Source organism: Botryobacter ruber, assembly GCF_003347595.2.
GTDB classification, from domain to species: domain Bacteria; phylum Bacteroidota; class Bacteroidia; order Cytophagales; family Hymenobacteraceae; genus Pontibacter; species Pontibacter ruber_A.
In genome coordinates this window covers 56319-72739 of record NZ_QCZK02000060.1, presented here as the reverse complement: position 1 = coordinate 72739, position 16421 = coordinate 56319, and the positions used below count along the sequence as shown (strand labels likewise).

Below are 16421 nucleotides of genomic sequence, written 5' to 3'. Positions count from 1 at the left end.
GATATTATCAGAGATATTGTAATTCTTTGCAAAGGAAATCCTAAACTACTCGACCAGCTTATTCTTTCTGGCTAAGGTTTCGGACAACAATGTTTTTAAAACCTGCCGGGTTTGTTTTATGTAGAGATAAAATTCCGGATTGCTTCCGTCACTTCGCTTCCTTTTTCCTCCTGCAGAAAGTGTCCTGCTTTGATGCGCTGCACCGTTGCCTCCGGAAAAGTCTTTTCCCATTTTTCGAGCAGCCGCAGCGGGAGCAGTTTGTCCTTTTCTCCCCACAGCATGAGTTTATCGATTTCCCGCAGCTTTTCCCGCTGCTCCCAGAGTTGCGCAAACCAGTCACTCGATTCTTTCAGCGCGATGGCAAAATGCCAGGTACCAAGCCGGGCGGTGGGAGAGGAGAGGGGGCTGAGGTAATGCTGCTTCACATCTTTCGTTAAATGTTTGTCCTGGTGGTAGCCCAGTGGCAGTAGCACACGCGGCGAGAAGGCCAGGCGGGTATAGAGAAATTTACCGATGCTGCCGCTCATTAACTTACTGATGCGCATGATGCGCTTTTCCTCTTCCAGGCTCCACATCCAGGTGTTCATGATCACCAGCTTTTTTACATTTTCCGGATGGCGCAAGGCATAGCTCAACCCGATTGGTCCGCCAAAATCGTGCACCACCAGTATGATATTACGAAGCTGCAGGTGCTCTAGCAGTTGCTCCAGGTTTTGGGCATGGGCTTCCGGTGTAAAGCTGAAATCGGTGGGCTTGTCCGACAAACCAAACCCCAGGTGGTCGGGCGCAATGCAGCGGTACTGCCTGCTAAGCGACTTGATCTGCTGCCGCCACAAAAATGACCAGGTAGGGGTGCCGTGTACAAAAACAATAGGGTCGCCTGTTCCTTCGTCGATATAATGCAGCTGCCCGTGCGCTGTCTGAAAAACCTGGTGGACGAAAGGGTAGAGGATGCGGTCAAGCCATTTCGGTGATTTCATAGTTGTTCCTGTTGGGTAAGCTGCTGCTACTGTTGCACTTCAACAGCTAAATAACAAATTCTTATTTGAATGTAAAATTCCAAAAGTACTCATGTTCAAAAAAGAGCTTTTTTTTGCTTCTACTGAACAAATAATCAGGAAAGTAAAAATAACAGGTTGACTTGAACCTTTGTTCAGAAGAAACGGCAGCTGCAAAATTAATGAACAAGTGTTCATTGCCAAAATTTTCGAACCAAAAAATGAACAAATGTTCAATTGGAAAATATAAAGCAGCTAACGCTGAACATAGATTCGGTTTATAAAGGAAGCCTGGAAGTAGTTGAACAATAGACAATAGCAGATATTATTTATTTGCTTTCATAAACTATTCTCCCTTTGTCATCTCCGAAGGGGATCCTGTGGGCGAACTGCAATTATGCTAGCTTGGAGGTTGAGTAATGGAAGGTCCTTTTTACTATTTGGTATAAATTTTTATCAGGATCGGAAGATTTGCGATCTGAAGTTCAGTTGAACTGCGCGTGTTGCTGCGGGAGCAGCATATCGTTTTATGCCTCAGGAGAGGCAGTGGTGGCTGGTGCAGTATACTTTCAGCTGCCGTATTTGAGCGGAGATCAGGTGCCGCTGCAGTATTTTCTACTGTCTTCTGTACTTCATAATCAGCAGGGTGGCTATGTCGTCTATCGGGTAATTATCGTAGAGCAGGTAATGATGCGCCATGCCATCAATGGAGGCAAAAAGCAATTTGGCTTCCAGGTCCGGGAAAGCGATGCCTGAATCTGCCAAGTACTTTCTGATTTGAATCTCGATAAACTTTGTTTGCTCCCGCATCTCGGCCAGGAGTTGCTGCACCACCGGCGACTGCATCCGAATGCCGTGCAGTAGTTTCCAGAAGTTCCTTTTCTCCTTCAGTATTTTTACCGTTTGCCGGATATGCCGCTCTACTCCCGACATGTTCAGCTGCTCCTCCGAAAAGTTAGTAAACGAAGCTTTTATGTCTTCGCTGCCTTGCCTGAAGATTTCGAGCAGCAGTTCGTCTTTGCTGTTAAAGTAGTTGTACATCAGCCCCAGCGAAATGCCGGCGGCTTCTGCAATGTTCCGGATGGTTGTTCGCTCAAATCCGTTATCGGCAAAAAGCCGCAGTGCTGTTTCGGTAATCAGGGTTCTGCTCAGCTCCTGCTTTAACTCCTGTTTGTTCTTCATGCTACCTTAGAACTGTGGTCCATAAAATTAAACCTTCTCATGATGATTACCAGCAGCAGCGGGTATGGTGGCAGGTGCTGTATGCTTCAAACACCCCTTAACGGTTGCACCCGCTCCTCCTGTTCACGCACCTGCTACGCTTCTGTTGTTTTGATCAGTAACTTACGGTATTTGGTGAAGATACTGGATTTTGAAACAAACCCTAAATACTTTTTACCCTTTAAAACAGGCAGGTTCCAAACGCCGGACTCATCAAACTTTTTCATGACATCGGCCATGTTATCGTCGTACTGCACCATTACCGGTGGTTGTACCATCAGCTGCTTGGCCGTAACGGTTTCATACTTTTCCGGCTTAAACATAATCTCGCGAACGTTCTCCAGCAGAATAATGCCTTCCAGGCCTTGTGCCTCGTTTACCACCGGAAACAAATTTCGTCTTGAATGCGCAATTACCTGCACCAGCTCACCCAGTGTTGTATCGGGCTGCACAGGCTGAAAATCGCGCTCGATCAGGTGCTGTATCTTCATGATGCGCAGCACGGTTTTGTCTTTGTTCCGCGTGATCAGATCGCCTCGCTGGGCCAGCTTTTTTGTATCGAGGGAATAGGGCTCGTAGTATTTAACGAGCGCAAACGAAGTGGCCGACACCAGCATGAGCGGGATCATGAGCGTGTAGCCGCCGGTTATTTCGGCAATAAGGAAAACTGCTGTGAGCGGGGCATGCATTACGCCGCTCAGGATGCCCGCCATGCCTACGAGGGTAAAGTTTGTTTCGGGTAGCGGCCCGATGTTTACCATGTTGAGCAGGCGTGAGAAAAAGAAGCCGGCATGCGCGCCAACAAACATGGAAGGTGCAAAGTTACCGCCGTTACCGCCTGAAGCAATGGTAAACGTGGTGGCAAAAACCTTTACAAGCGCCAGCGCGCCAACAAAGCAGAGCAGCAGCCATTTGTTGGTGCCCACAAACCAGAGCCAGCTGTTCTGCAGCAAAGCCGAAATGTCGCCGGTTTCCAGAATTTTGATGCTGTTGTACCCTTCCCCAAAAAGTGGCGGAAACAACAGGATCAGCAGCCCCAGCAAAACCCCGCCGACCAGGGCCCGTGCATAAACTTTTTTCTGGTAGGGCTCAAACAGTTCTTCCACAAAAAGCACCATGCGGGTGTAGTACACGGAAAGCAGCCCGGTCATGATGCCGAGCAGCACGTAAAACAGCACGTTGTCGGCATCAAAGGCGCTAATCTCGCCAAAGTAAAACAGGATATCTTCCCGTAAAATAATTTTGGAGCACAGCGCTCCCACTACAGCCGAAATAATTAGCGGAATGAAAGCGGCAATGCTGATATCCGTCAGCAATACCTCGATGGCGAAAAGCACGCCGGCAATGGGCGTATTAAACACTGCCGCAATGCCGGCGGCGGCGCCACAGGCCAGCAGCAAGGTGCGGTCGCGGTAGTTCAGGTGGTAATCGCGCCCGAAGTTGGAGCCGATGGCAGAACCCGTTACCACAATCGGCGACTCCAGACCGGCAGACCCACCGAAACCGGCAGTAATACCACTTGTCAGGATGTGGGAAAACATCTTGTGCCTCTCAACCAGGCTCGATTTCTGGGAAATGATAAAAAGAATGTTGGCCGTGCCCCTGCCTATTTTTCCGTTAAAAAATGCCTGTACCAGGAACACCGTCAGCAGGATGCCGACCAGGGGAAACACGACCAGCCACAAGGGTTGGTTGAGGAGCCTGTTGCCATACGCAAGCAGTGCTTGTATATAATGCACCAGCAGTTTCAGGACCACGGCAGCCAGACCGGCAGCCAAACCTACAAAAACACTGGAAATAAGAACGAAGTCGCGGTTATTAGTATGACGCCTAAGCCATAACAATGGGATTTTAGATTTTTTTAAATAGGGCATCCTTTAAACCAGAGAAATGAAGAGACAGGCAATCAGTAACATGCTGTTGCCGCAGCCTGGGTATTATTTCACAAAAGTAATAAGAAAGGCACAAACCTGTTAGCAGTTTTTGAAGTTATACTAAAGGTAGTACCTTGTACCTGTTCTTTTGGTGTTCTGCATGAAGTATAAGAAAAATAACGAGGACAACCTGATTTTACCGGCCGAGCATGGGCCGTTTCATATCATAGGGGATGTGCATGGCTGCTTCGGGGAGCTCTGTAACCTGCTGCAAAAACTGGATTATGCCATAGCAGAAGATAGCCTGAAGGGTGAATTTCGGGTAGTGCCGCCGGCCGGGTACAAAACTATTTTTGTAGGTGATCTGGTGGACCGCGGGCCGGATTCGCCAAACGTGCTGCGCCTGGTGATGCATATGGTGCAGCAGGGGATTGCGCTTTGTGTTATCGGCAACCACGACGAAAAGCTGGTCAGGAAACTAAATGGGGCCAACGTGCACATCCGGCATGGGCTGGAGCTTACCCTGGAGCAGTTAGCAGCTTTTCCTGATAAGGAGTTCGTGGAGCAGGTAAGGCAGTTTCTGAGCGAATTGCCACACCATATTATACTGGACAACGGAAGGCTGGTGGTAGCGCATGCAGGCTTACCTGGCGAGCACCACGGCAGCAGTGGCCGCAAAGTCAGGGCGCTATGCCTCTACGGCCCCACAAACGGTTGCCTCGATGAGCACGGGCTTCCGGTCAGGCTGGACTGGGCGGCAGAGTACGAGGGCCATGCGGTGGTAGTGTACGGCCATACGCCGGTCAGGGAACCACGGCTCCTCAACAACACTATTAATATAGACACGGGCTGTGTGTTCGGCGGAAAACTGACTGCGCTTACCTATCCTGACAATATCCTGACCAGTGTCGGTGCGCTGCAGGAATACGCAGCCTCAACCCGGCCTTTTTAAGCCTTTTTAGAGCTGCTGTACCAGCCACCATTGCCACAGCACCTGCTTGTTTATCAATCAAGCAGGCGAATGTAACACCAACTAGTAAAAAGGCCTTTCCATTACATAACCTCCTGTAGCTAGCTTGACTGTAGTTCGCCCACAAGATCCCCTTCGGGGGATGACAAAGGAGGAATAGTTTTGTGGAACTGAGTAAATACTATTTGGTAGTATTCGGGTTTGCGCACTACTCCACATACAGCACCAGTCCCTTCAGGTATTCGCCTTCGGGATGGAAAATGGAGATCGGGTGATCGGCGGGTTGAGACAGGTGGTGCATGATCTTGATATTCCGGCCTGCTTCGATGGCGGCGGCCATCACGGTGTTATTAAACAGGTACTTGTCTACTACCTGCGAGCAGGAAAAAGTAAACAGAATACCGCCCGGTTTTATCTTGCGCATGGCTTCCGCATTTAGTCGTTTGTACCCCATCAGGGCATTGTGACGCACATTCTGGCTTTTGGCAAAGGCAGGAGGGTCTAGAATGATGACATCGTAGCGGTTTTCCTTGCCGCGCAGGAATTCGAACGTGTCGATGGCGAAAGCTTCGTGGCGCTCCGGCTCCTGGCTCAGGGCGGCGTTACGCTCCGTTAACTCTATTGCTTTTTTAGAGCTGTCGACGGAGTGGACTTCCCGGGCGCCGGCATTGAGTGCGTATACCGAAAAGCCGCCGGTGTAGCAAAAGGTATTCAGCAGCGATTTGCCTTTGACATAATTCGCCAGCAAGCTGCGGTTTTCCCGCTGATCAATAAAGAAACCTGTTTTCTGCCCGGTTTCCCAATCCACGAAAAACTGGTTCCCGTTTTCGGTTACAATGGTGCCGCCCGTAGATTCGCCAAACAGGTAGCCGTTCTGGATTCCGGAATGGTTGCGGTGCGGAAGCGACTCGGCACTTTTATCGTAAATGGCTTTCAGTCTGTCGCCGTATACCTCCTGGAGCGCTTCTGCTACCAGGGTACGCACCTGGTGCATGCCCACTGAGTGTGCCTGCAGCACAGCGGTGTCTTTATAAAAATCCACGATGAGCCCGGGAACGCCATCCCCTTCAGCATAGAGCAGCCGGTAAACGTCGGTTTGCGGGTTCTGTGTCAGCCCCAGCCGCTCCCGGAACTGGTAGGCCTGCTGCACTTTCTGTTTCCAGAATTTATAATCGGGCTCTACCTGCTCAAACGAAAAGATGCGAACGGCAATGGAACCGGGTGCATAGTGGCCCATGCCCAGAAACTCATGCTTGGAGGAGTAAACTTCCACGACATCACCCTCTGCTGGTTCTCCGTCCATTCTCCTGATGGCACCGGAAAAAACCCAGGGATGGAAACGTTTAAGCGAATGTTCTTTTCCGGGAGCGAGGTAAAGTTTTATAAAAGCCATGCTGTTAATGTGCTAATGTTTTAATGTGCTGATGTGCTAATCCCGCAAGGTGTATACCTGGCAAAGAGCGCACACCTGCAAACTGGCTGCAAAGGTAATGAAAAGAATTTGCCATTCGTTCCCAAAACCATGACTTCGGCAGGAATGCCAACAAGAAGCATCCTCAACACAACAAACCCTCAGCACATTACCATCATCAGCACATAATTAAATTAAAACATTACAAAATCAACACATTAGCACATCAGCAAATTAACCCATTAGCACATTAAAAACCCCAGTTCCACAAGCTTTGTATATAGTTTCTGTACCGGCAGGCCCACCACATTAAAATAGGAGCCTTCGATTTTCTCGATCCCGATCATGCCAATCCATTCCTGGATGCCATAAGCGCCTGCTTTATCGAAGGGTTTGTAGTTTTGGATGTAGTAGGTGATCTCTTCGTCCGTCAGGTTTTTGAAATACACTTTGGTGGCATCATGAAAAACATGCTTCGTCTCCTGGCTCAGGATGCAAACCCCGGTGATCACTTCGTGCCAGGTGCCGGAAAGGAAACGGAGCATTTCAAAGGCTTCTTCGAAATCCGCTGGTTTGTTTAGCGTGCGGTCGCCGAGGCACACGATGGTATCGGCTGTTATAAGTACTTCGTTTTCCAGGTCGGAGGTGTAGGCATCTGCTTTATGCGAAGCCAGGTACTCGGCAATTTCCTCCCGTTTCAGGTGTTCCGGGAAATCTTCGTGCACGTCCTTTACCCGTACATCAAAGGTTAGTCCCAGGCTGGCCAGCAGTTCTTTGCGGCGTGGGGAGTTAGAGGCAAGCAGCAGCGGCCGTGACAAATTCATCTTCTTTAATGGAGCTAAATAAAAATCCTGTAATTACTTTCGGGTAAAAGAACGTTGACTTCTGCGGCATGAGCGCTCCGCTGTAGCAAACCTGCTTTACCTGTTCTATGGTTACTTCGTTGGTGATGAGCGCCAGCCGGGCTTTGCCCGTATCCACCTGCCGGATGCAGGTAGTAAAGTTACACTCATAGCTAAGCCCGTTGTAGGCGCGCTGCGCATCGCGGGGTATGCCCAGTACCTGTTCAAAAACAAAGAAATGCATCACCGTCAGGTCGAGGTCTTTTACTACCTGCGGCACCTGCCAGCTTATTTGCTCATGAACTTCGGGCCTCAGCCGGATTTTGTAGGCCTCGCCCGACAAATATAAGCCAAAAGCCCAGGGCTTTCCTAAAATCACCTCGCTCAGTTCGCAGGGATCTTCTTTGGGTGTGATGGTAAAATACGCGCTTAGTTTTTCCAGGAATTCCTCATTCGACAACTCCATGTGCCGCAGCAAACGGTGCGTGGGCAGTATCCTGAAATCGTCGGCTTCGGTGTTGGTGAGGTACATGAGGTGGTAATTGTAGCCTTCGGTGCCTGTGTGGTGCGGGTTCTGTGCAGTCATTTGCCTCCGGAAAGCCAGCGATCCTTCGTAGCGGTGGTGGCCGTCTGCCAACAGTACCTGTTTGTCGCGCAGGGTATCTACAAAATACCGGATGGCCTGGTGGTCGTGGATCACCGCCAGCACATCGGTTACACCCTGGTAATCTTCCGAAACATAAATAGGCGAGGTAATACTTTCATCCATCAGTTCTTCCAGCGCAAAGGAGGGGTCGGTGTAGAGGCCGTGGGTGGGGCTGTTGTTCAGCTGCGTTTGAGCCAGCAGTTCGATGCGGTCGTTTACCTGGCCGGGAATGGTAGCCTCGTGGCGCAGCACCACGCCTTCGCTCCAGTCGTAGGCTTTGATGTGGCAGATAAAGCCTTTGCGGCAGTACCTTTTGTCGCTGCCGGGCAGCGTGAAGTACTGGTAGTACACATAAATACCCGGAAGCGGGTCCTGGAGCAGGATTTTCTTTTCTTTCCAGTCCTGCAGCGTTTGTGCGGCAACGGCTGCGGGATGGTCAGATTGGGGCGCCGACAGGTGGATGCTGTTCAGGCGGTTATGGTAGAGTGCTTCCCGTTGCCTGGCAGACACTACGTCGAACAGCGGAGAGGTCAGCTCGTCGATAGAACTGCTCAGCTCCGGGTTGTAGCGCCAGGGCTTCAGCGGGAGAATTTCTGCCATAATATAGGTGTAAGTTCTTAAGGAGCCAGGCGGCAGGTTGTCCACTCGTTGCCTACCCGTTCGAAAGCTATACGGTCGTGCAGGCGGTTTGGTCGTCCCTGCCAGAATTCGATGTAAGCAGGCTCCAGCACATAGCCACCCCAGTGCGCCGGGCGGGGAATGGTGTTTTGTTCTGCATACTGGTGCATGTAGTTACGTTCATTTTGTTCCAGCTCGCTACGGTTGCTTATCCGGCGGCTTTGCTGCGAAGCCCAGGCGCCGATCTGGCTGCCTTTGGGCCGGCTCTGGAAATAAAAATCCGACACCTCGGCCTGTGCTTTTACCACACGTCCTTCTACCCGTACCTGGCGTTCCAGCTCCGGCCAGAAAAACGTAAGGGCCGCATGCGGGTTCTGCTCCATTTCATGGCCTTTGCGGCTTTCGTAGTTGGTAAAGAAGGTAAAACCCTGCGCCGAGAGTTCTTTCAGCAGCATGACACGCGCCGAAGGTTTACCGGCAGCGTCCACGGTAGAGAGTACCACAGCGGTTGGTTCCAGAACCTCTGCCTGCAGCGCCTCATCCAGCCACAGCCGGAACTGCTCCAGCGGATCTTTGGAGATGGAGGCCTCGGATAACTCCTTCTTGGAGTAGTTAATCCGGATATCCGCAATATTTAATGTGTTTGCCATATTGTGTTTGTTTTGATCAAAAATAAAAAAATAATTCGGTACGCAAGTGCTTTGTTCCGTAAGCTGGGAGGCATGCCTTTCTGAAGCAGAGCAGCGGGAGTGGTGGATGGGGCAGCAGATTTTTTTGCCCATTATAATAAAGCGATTAAGGTGCAGTGGCTTTGGTGGCAGGAGCAGCAGACTTATTTACAGGAAAAATCCCTTAGGCTCCTTATTCCGGCCTAAAAAGGGCACCTGGAAAGCAAAATAGCTGGAATTTTAGGCAAAAGCCTCGCTATTGAGTAAAGTTTGTTACTATATCTGCTTCTTTGCGTAATAAGAAGAAAAAGGAAAAGATTAATAATTTTTTGTATCAGGTATTGATAAAAAGGACCATTAAACAGCTTAAAATTCATCAGATGAAAGAAGCAAGGTTGACGACGCCGGGAGCAGGTAGTATTTTGATTTCGGAGCCCTACCTGGGCGACCCGAATTTCGAGCGGACAGTTGTGCTGGTATGCAGCCACCAGGAGAGTGAGGGAACGTTTGGCCTGGTAATCAACCGCATGTCTACGCTCAAACTTTCGGACGTGCTGGAAATACCTGATGTTTCGACCGATTTTGCTTTGGGAATAGGCGGTCCGGTGCAACCCGATACGCTGCATTATGTGCACCGCTTTGCCAATGTTACCCAGGCGGTTAAACTGGCCGAGGGTGTGTATTGGGGCGGGAACTTTGAAGAAATAAGGCTGATGATAAGCGCAGGACTGGTTTCTTCCTCCGATATCAGGTTTTTTCTGGGGTATTCTGGCTGGATAAAAAATCAGTTGCAGGAAGAGGTAGATAAAAATGTTTGGATTGTAAATAACAATGCTGCAAATAAATTATTTAATTTGGAGGCAGATAGCCTCTGGCGGAACATCCTGCGCCAGATGGGAGGGAAGTACAAGGTATTATCAAACTATCCGATTGACCCACGCTTGAATTAAAGCATTAACGTTTTACTTAAAAACGCAGCCATGACAACTGAAAATCAAAATATCGACTCCACAGGTGCTGAGGCACGCAAGCCAGAGAATCAGAATGATGCCAGCCTGAACCAGAACAACGCTGAAACGCCACAGGAAATTCTGCAGCGCAGGCTCGATGAGCTGGGCCAGAAACAGCCACCCCAGGACACAGCACCTGCTGCCCAGCCACAGCAGCAGGAGGAAGCGCAAAGTGCCTTGCAGCCCGAAGCCACCGAACCTGCCGAATCGGAAGCCATTACAGCAAAAACCGATGCGATGGTAGCGGCCCAGGAAAGCGCCGGCGAACCACAGCCAAGCACCGCAGCTGAGGCTACGCCAGCTTCACAGGCCCCTGAAAAAAACGCACATCCTGTTGTAGAAACTACCCAGCGTGACACCATCCAGGCGCATGAAGAAGAAGAGGAGGAGGAAGAAACAGACAGCACCGATTACAGCCAGCTTTCGATGGAAGAACTGCGCCACCAGCTTATCCGGAACCTGAAAAGTGCCGATGCCCGCAAAAAGCACCGGCTGATAAACGAGCTGAACCAGCAATACGATCTCAAGTTCCAGGCCGAGCGTTCTGAAGCGCTGGAGCGCTACAAGCAGGAGCAGGGCGATACCGAAGATTTTGAATACCATGCACCGCAGGAACACCAGGACCTGGAGAAACTACTGGTTGCCTACCGCGATGCCCGCTACCAGGAGCGTCAGCAAACCGAAGCGCAGCGCCAGAAAAACCTGGAGCGCAAACAGGAACTGTTAAACAAGCTCCGCGAACTGGTAGAGTCTGCCGAAACAAAAACCAGCGGAGAAGAACTGAAGAAAATCCAGACGGAGTGGAAGTCGATCGGGCCGGTTCCGGCAGGTGAGGCGCAGCAGCTCTGGGATTCGTACCACGCCCTGCTCGATATCTTCTACAACAACCGCAGCATTTTTTATGAGCTGAAAGAGCTCGACCGCAAACGCAACCTCGATGCCAAACTGCAGCTTATTGACCGGGCCGAAGCCCTGCAGCAGGAGCAGTCGCTGAACAAGGCACTGCAGGAGCTGCGCCACCTGCACGAAGAGTGGAAGAACATTGGGCCGGTGCCAAACGAACAGCGGGAGCCCATCTGGGAACGCTTTATCCAGGCATCTGAAAAGATACACGAAAACCGCCGCGCTTACCAGGAAGAGCGGCGTGTGAAGGAGATGGAAAACCTGACGAAAAAACGCGACATTTTAGAGCGCCTCTCCACCTTCCAGAACTTTAATACCGACCGCATCAACGAATGGCGCGACCGTACCGACGAAATCCAGAAACTGAAAGAGGAATGGGATGCTGTCGGGCTGGTGCCAAAAGAATTTGCCGAGGAGGTTAACAAGACCTTCTGGAGCAACTACAAAACCTTCTTCCAGCATAAAAACATGTTCTTCAAGAGCCTGGACGAGCAGAAGATGCACAACCTGCAGCTCAAGACCCAGCTTTGCGAAGAAGCCGAAAGCCTCAAAGACAGCACCGACTGGAATGCCACCAAAGAGAAGCTGATACAGCTGCAGAAACAGTGGAAGACCATTGGCCGTGTGCCGGATAAGCATTCCGATAAAATATGGAACCGGTTCCGTGCCGCCTGCAACGAATTCTTCGACCGCAAACAGGCTTTTGAAAAGCAGAAAGGCGAGGAGTTCGACCGGATGTCGATCGAGAAAATGGAGATCTGCGACCGCATTTCGGAGAAACTGGCACAACCCACAGCGCCAACTACGCTGGAGGAATTTGACTCGTTTGTCTCGAAATGGCGCACGCTGGACTCTATGGCGCCGAACAACCCGAAATCGGAAGAGAAGTTTCTCAAACTGATGGAGCGGTTCCTGGAGCGGGAGCCTACCTTGTCGTATGAAGAGCGAAACGATATCCTGGTGAAGCTGCAGGTAGAGCGGCTGAAGCACATTCCGGATGCAGGCAATAAACTGCACCAGCGCGAACAAACCATCCGCCGCGAAATTGCGCAGCTGCAAAACGACATCCAGACGCTTAAAACCAACATCGAGTTTTTTGCCCGTTCCAAAAATGCCGACAAACTGCGCGAAGAATACGAAGGCAGGATTTCGGATGCACAGCGGCGTATAGAACTCCTGCAACGGCAGCAGCAGGCTTTCCGGGAGTAGAAATTTTTCTTGTTGATTATCAAAAACTTGCTTCGGGGTAGCAGAAAAAACTGCAGACAGGTATTTGCTTTTTAGCATTATTGCCTTACCTTTGCAACGCTTTAGAAATAAAGCAACCCCGAAAAAGTAAGCCTCCATAGCTCAGCTGGTAGAGCAACTGACTTGTAATCAGTAGGTCGTTGGTTCGATTCCGACTGGGGGCTCACAAGCAAAAGCGCCTTCTGGAAATCCGGGAGGCGCTTTTTTTTTGTCTGAATCACGGATTAGACGGATTAAAAGATTACACAGATTAACATAGACAAAAAATCCGTGTAATCCGGGTAATCCATCTAATCCGTGATTCAGACAAAAAAATCTTCTTCTACCTATTGTATTTCAAAAAACATATATTACCTTTGCAACGCGTTAGAGATAACGCACCCCGATAAGTAAGCCTCCATAGCTCAGCTGGTAGAGCAACTGACTTGTAATCAGTAGGTCGTTGGTTCGATTCCGACTGGGGGCTCATTTTTAGAACAAAGCCTTCGGCGAAAGCTGAGGGCTTTGTTGTTTTTAGCAAATTCTGAAATGCCTGTTTACTTACTTTTAAGGTAATTACGGGAAATATGCTTTATTTTGAAGCGCACAAACTACTACTATGCAACTGATAGAGGTAACCACCCCGGAACTGGCGCATGAATTTCTGATGATGCCGGTGAAGCACTACAAGAACGACCCCAACTTCATCCGTCCGCTGGACAAAGACATAAACGATGTGTTCGATCCGAAAAAGAACAGGCTGCTGAAAACCGGCGAAGCTGTCCGGTGGCTTTTGCGCGACGGCTCTGGCAAAACGATAGGCCGGGTTGCTGCTTTTATCAATAAAAAAACAGCCAACACCTTTGAGCAACCTACCGGCGGGATGGGATTTTTTGAATGCATCAACGACCAGGCTGCTGCCAACACGCTCTTAGATGCCTGCCGGGATTGGCTGCAGGAGCGCGGCATGGAGGCCATGGACGGCCCCATCAATTTCGGCGACCGCGACAAGTGGTGGGGCCTGCTGGTGGATGGGTTTTATCCGCCTACCTATGGCATGAACTATAACTACCCCTATTACCAGCAGCTGTTCGAGAACTACGGCTTCGAGATTTTTTTCAAGCAATTTGTCTATTTCAGGAAAGTAGAAGAAAAGCTGGCCCCGGAAATTTACCGCAAAGCAGAACTCGTGCTCAACAACCCGGACTACCGTTTTCAGCACATGGACAAGAAGAACCTGAAAAAATATGCCGAAGATTTCCGGATTGTGTACAACAAAGCCTGGACGAAGCATGAAGGCGTGAAAGGCATGTCGGAAGCACAGGCCATGGGCATCATGAAAACCCTGAAGCCGGTACTGGACGAGCGCATTGTGTGGTTTGGTTACTACAAAGACGAGCCTGTCTGCTTTTTTATCATGCTGCCCGAGCTTAACCAGCTCTTTAAGTACGTGAACGGCAAGCTGGACTTCTGGGGGAAACTGAAATTTGCCTTCCACCGCTGGCGCGGGGCCTGCAAAGCCATGTTCGGGCTGGTGTTTGGCGTGGTGCCGGAGCATCAGAAAAAAGGAGTGGAGTCGGCTATGGTGGTAGAAGCCGGAAAACTGGTGCAGAACAATTCAGCTATTCCTTACACCGATTTCGAGATGAACTGGATCGGAGATTTTAATCCGAAAATGATGAACGTCGCCACACAGGTGGGCGGGCGTGTGCACAAAACGCTGCACACCTACCGCTACCTTTTCGACCGTACAAAAGAATTTAAGCGGATGGCGATTATCGGCTAACCGGTTGTTTACACATCCTAACAAACCTGCCTTTACTTTATACCTGCGCCCGGGCCGTGGTTAAAGTAAAGGTTTTTTTTGAACGGAATTAACTATGGATTCATTAACGCAGATTGTACTGGGAGCATCGGTAGGAGAGGCAGTTTGTGGGAAACGGATTGGCAACAAAGCGCTGGTCTGGGGAGCTGTTGCCGGTACCATTCCCGACCTGGATGTGCTGGCAAATCCGTGGCTCGGGATGGTGGAGGAGTTAAGCTTTCACCGGTCCGTTACCCATTCTGTGCTCTTTGCCTTAGTTGTTTCTCCGTTACTGGGCTGGCTGCTCCGGCGGCTGTACCGCCACTCCGAAGCCTCTTTCCGGGACTGGACTCTACTGTTCTTCCTGGGCTTTACCACCCACGCCCTCCTCGACAGCTTCACTACCTGGGGTACACAGCTTTTCTGGCCATTCAGTAATTACGGTGTCGCGTTCTACAACATCTTCGTGGTAGATCCCTTTTATACCGTTCCTTTTATCGCTTTGGTAGGTGCTGCTGCGTTTTATCACCGCCTCAATCCCAAAAGACAGTGGCTGAATTATGGGGGACTGGCTGTCAGTTCGGCTTATTTGCTTTTTTCGTTTGCAGCCAAAACCTACGTTAACAGCGTTTTTGAACGGAGCCTGCAGGCACAGCAGATCCAATACACGTCCTACATCAGCAAGCCCACCCCCCTCAACACCATCCTCTGGACCGTGACGGCAGCAGGAAAAGACGGCTACTATACCGGCTTTTATTCGCTGCTTGACGACACCCAGCACGTAGACTTTGCCTTTGAACCACGCCACGCGCAGTTGGTGGAGCCTTACAAAAATAATCAGAAGTTCCGGAGGCTGCTGGAGATAACAAAAGGCTATTACACCGTGGAAAAAACTGAAAAGGGGATTGTCCTGAATGACCTTAGGTTCGGGCAGTTCGACGGCTGGCGCACCGAAGGCGGCCATTATGTGTTTAAATACCAGGTGTGGCAGGACAAGCAGGAAGATCTGCAGTTCGAAATGATCAACTACCGGCCAAAGGTAGACAAGGCTTACTTCACCTCTTTTCTAGGTAGAGTGGCTGGAGAAGAGTAGGGTTGTCCGGCCGCAACCAGCCTGATTTTCTTTGCTGCTGCAGTCACCATAGCCTCTGCTCAGGAAAAATCACGACGTCCCAGGCCTTTCATAATTTTTTAAGTACTTCAACGTTTTGGCAGGAGGAGCGCCGGAGGGTAAGAACACAGGTGCAGCTGCTTTTCGTATGGTGAAAGATAAATGCCTGGCAGCGTAGTTTTCAAACGAACCAGGTGGTATTTTTTTAACAAAAAAACGTTTTATGATGAACAGGCAAAACAGGTGGACGCTCACCGGTAAAAAAGCAGTGGTAACAGGTGGTTCTAAAGGTATTGGAGCTGCAATCGTAGCAGAATTCGTGGCGCTGGGTGCCGAGGTGCTGGCTGTTGCCCGAAAAAAAGCAGACCTGGAGCAACTGCTCGCAACGTTTCCGGAAAGACTCTCGGTGCTGCAGGCCGATGTAAGCGAAGCAACCGAACGCAGCTACCTGGTAGAGCACGTGCAAAAGCAATGGGGCAAACTGGATATCCTCGTCAACAATGCCGGTACCAACATCCGCAAAGCGACCATCGACTACAAACCTGCCGAATATGAATTTATCATGAACACCAACCTGGTCTCGGCATTTGAGCTGAGCAGGCTGTTTTACCCGCTGCTCAAAGTGTCGGAACAGGGGAATATTGTGCAGATAAGTTCAGTGGCCGGCTTAACCCACGTGCGTACCGGTGCGGTGTATGGCATGACCAAAGCAGCTTTAATACAACTTACGCGAAACCTGGCGGCCGAATGGGCCCCGGACGGTATACGCGTGAATGCCATTGCGCCCTGGTACATCAGCACGCCCCTGGCGCAAACTGTATTGCAGAACGAGCCCTTTATGGAAGCTGTTGTTAGTCGCACTCCAATGCGGCAGGTGGGAAAACCGGAAGATGTGGCCGGCGCCACGGCTTTCCTTTGCATGCCTGCCGCAGCTTACATTACCGGGCAGTGCCTGGCCGTGGACGGGGGCTTTACCATCAATGGTTTTCATCCACAGTAAAAGACAGCTGACCCAGTAAAGAAAGCTGATATAACTGGTAAATGAGTGTAAAAATGTGTACTTTTGCTTAATTGGGCTTTTCTGAAAAGCAACCCTGGAAGGCCATTTAAATTATCCG

General features: G+C 50.3%; 13 protein-coding genes and 2 tRNA genes. 8 read left to right on the top strand and 7 right to left on the bottom strand.

Features of this window, described 5'->3' with window-relative positions:
* Nucleotides 1-116: 116 nt before the first annotated feature.
* The 3 genes from DCW36_RS21480 to DCW36_RS21470 form a co-directional block, all read right to left on the bottom strand.
* A complete protein-coding gene (locus DCW36_RS21480; RefSeq protein WP_114783116.1) occupies nucleotides 117-980 on the bottom strand; it encodes an alpha/beta fold hydrolase in 864 nt (287 codons plus the stop codon).
* A 633-nt stretch (nucleotides 981-1613) separates the two neighbouring features.
* On the bottom strand, nucleotides 1614-2180 hold the full coding sequence (locus tag DCW36_RS21475) for a TetR/AcrR family transcriptional regulator (protein ID WP_114783115.1): 567 nt from the start codon (nucleotides 2178-2180) through the stop codon (nucleotides 1614-1616).
* 134 nt (nucleotides 2181-2314) lie between these two features.
* Nucleotides 2315-4063 (bottom strand): chloride channel protein, encoded by a 1749-nt coding sequence (locus DCW36_RS21470; RefSeq protein WP_240676271.1) that lies wholly within the window; start codon nucleotides 4061-4063, stop codon nucleotides 2315-2317.
* 190 nt (nucleotides 4064-4253) lie between these two features.
* Between DCW36_RS21470 and DCW36_RS21465 the strand changes: the two genes are divergently transcribed.
* A complete protein-coding gene (locus DCW36_RS21465) occupies nucleotides 4254-5045 on the top strand; it encodes a metallophosphoesterase (RefSeq protein ID WP_114783113.1) in 792 nt (263 codons plus the stop codon).
* Between the two features lie 226 nt (nucleotides 5046-5271).
* On the opposite strand, the gene DCW36_RS21460 is transcribed toward DCW36_RS21465, so the two are convergent.
* The 4 genes from DCW36_RS21460 to pdxH all read right to left on the bottom strand — a co-directional run bounded on the left by DCW36_RS21460 (nucleotide 5272) and on the right by pdxH (nucleotide 9230).
* Nucleotides 5272-6456, bottom strand: a complete 1185-nt coding sequence (locus tag DCW36_RS21460; protein ID WP_114783112.1) for a class I SAM-dependent rRNA methyltransferase — start codon at nucleotides 6454-6456, stop codon at nucleotides 5272-5274.
* 260 nt (nucleotides 6457-6716) lie between these two features.
* Nucleotides 6717-7298, bottom strand: coding sequence for a Maf-like protein (locus DCW36_RS21455; protein WP_114783111.1), 582 nt, complete (start codon nucleotides 7296-7298; stop codon nucleotides 6717-6719).
* A complete protein-coding gene (locus tag DCW36_RS21450; protein WP_114783122.1) occupies nucleotides 7264-8562 on the bottom strand; it encodes a DUF1015 domain-containing protein in 1299 nt (432 codons plus the stop codon). The genes DCW36_RS21455 and DCW36_RS21450 overlap by 35 nt, the downstream gene beginning before the upstream one ends.
* A gap of 17 nt (nucleotides 8563-8579) precedes the next feature.
* Complete coding sequence (pdxH, locus tag DCW36_RS21445; protein WP_114783110.1) at nucleotides 8580-9230, bottom strand: pyridoxamine 5'-phosphate oxidase; 651 nt, start codon at nucleotides 9228-9230, stop codon at nucleotides 8580-8582.
* A gap of 398 nt (nucleotides 9231-9628) precedes the next feature.
* On the opposite strand from pdxH, the gene DCW36_RS21440 reads away from it, so the two are divergent.
* The 7 genes from DCW36_RS21440 to DCW36_RS21410 all read left to right on the top strand — a co-directional run bounded on the left by DCW36_RS21440 (nucleotide 9629) and on the right by DCW36_RS21410 (nucleotide 16303).
* Nucleotides 9629-10198, top strand: a complete 570-nt coding sequence (locus DCW36_RS21440; RefSeq protein ID WP_114783121.1) for a YqgE/AlgH family protein — start codon at nucleotides 9629-9631, stop codon at nucleotides 10196-10198.
* 30 nt (nucleotides 10199-10228) lie between these two features.
* Entirely contained in the window at nucleotides 10229-12370 is a 2142-nt protein-coding gene (locus DCW36_RS21435; protein WP_114783109.1) for a DUF349 domain-containing protein, read from the top strand.
* 130 nt (nucleotides 12371-12500) lie between these two features.
* A tRNA-Thr gene (locus tag DCW36_RS21430) sits at nucleotides 12501-12573 on the top strand.
* 229 nt (nucleotides 12574-12802) lie between these two features.
* Nucleotides 12803-12875 (top strand) — tRNA-Thr (locus DCW36_RS21425).
* 132 nt (nucleotides 12876-13007) lie between these two features.
* The gene (locus DCW36_RS21420) at nucleotides 13008-14174 is read left to right on the top strand and encodes a hypothetical protein (protein WP_114783108.1); all 1167 of its coding nucleotides are present in this window, start codon (nucleotides 13008-13010) and stop codon (nucleotides 14172-14174) included.
* A gap of 94 nt (nucleotides 14175-14268) precedes the next feature.
* Nucleotides 14269-15285, top strand: a complete 1017-nt coding sequence (locus DCW36_RS21415; RefSeq protein WP_114783107.1) for a metal-dependent hydrolase — start codon at nucleotides 14269-14271, stop codon at nucleotides 15283-15285.
* Nucleotides 15286-15529: 244 nt separating this feature from the next.
* Nucleotides 15530-16303, top strand: a complete 774-nt coding sequence (locus DCW36_RS21410) for an SDR family oxidoreductase (protein WP_114783120.1) — start codon at nucleotides 15530-15532, stop codon at nucleotides 16301-16303.
* The last annotated feature ends 118 nt before the right edge of the window (nucleotides 16304-16421 follow it).

Bases quoted from the DNA above. Each gene is read 5' to 3' on its own strand.
- DCW36_RS21475 (WP_114783115.1), bottom strand. From the start codon at position 2,180: ATGAAGAACAAACAGGAGTTAAAGCAGGAGCTGAGCAGAACCCTGATT.
- DCW36_RS21460 (WP_114783112.1), bottom strand. From the start codon at position 6,456: ATGGCTTTTATAAAACTTTACCTCGCTCCCGGAAAAGAACATTCGCTT.
- DCW36_RS21465 (WP_114783113.1), top strand. From the start codon at position 4,254: ATGAAGTATAAGAAAAATAACGAGGACAACCTGATTTTACCGGCCGAG.
- pdxH (WP_114783110.1), bottom strand. From the start codon at position 9,230: ATGGCAAACACATTAAATATTGCGGATATCCGGATTAACTACTCCAAG.
- DCW36_RS21410 (WP_114783120.1), top strand. From the start codon at position 15,530: ATGAACAGGCAAAACAGGTGGACGCTCACCGGTAAAAAAGCAGTGGTA.
- DCW36_RS21440 (WP_114783121.1), top strand. From the start codon at position 9,629: ATGAAAGAAGCAAGGTTGACGACGCCGGGAGCAGGTAGTATTTTGATT.
- DCW36_RS21420 (WP_114783108.1), top strand. From the start codon at position 13,008: ATGCAACTGATAGAGGTAACCACCCCGGAACTGGCGCATGAATTTCTG.
- DCW36_RS21435 (WP_114783109.1), top strand. From the start codon at position 10,229: ATGACAACTGAAAATCAAAATATCGACTCCACAGGTGCTGAGGCACGC.
- DCW36_RS21480 (WP_114783116.1), bottom strand. From the start codon at position 980: ATGAAATCACCGAAATGGCTTGACCGCATCCTCTACCCTTTCGTCCAC.
- DCW36_RS21415 (WP_114783107.1), top strand. From the start codon at position 14,269: ATGGATTCATTAACGCAGATTGTACTGGGAGCATCGGTAGGAGAGGCA.
- DCW36_RS21450 (WP_114783122.1), bottom strand. From the start codon at position 8,562: ATGGCAGAAATTCTCCCGCTGAAGCCCTGGCGCTACAACCCGGAGCTG.
- DCW36_RS21455 (WP_114783111.1), bottom strand. From the start codon at position 7,298: ATGAATTTGTCACGGCCGCTGCTGCTTGCCTCTAACTCCCCACGCCGC.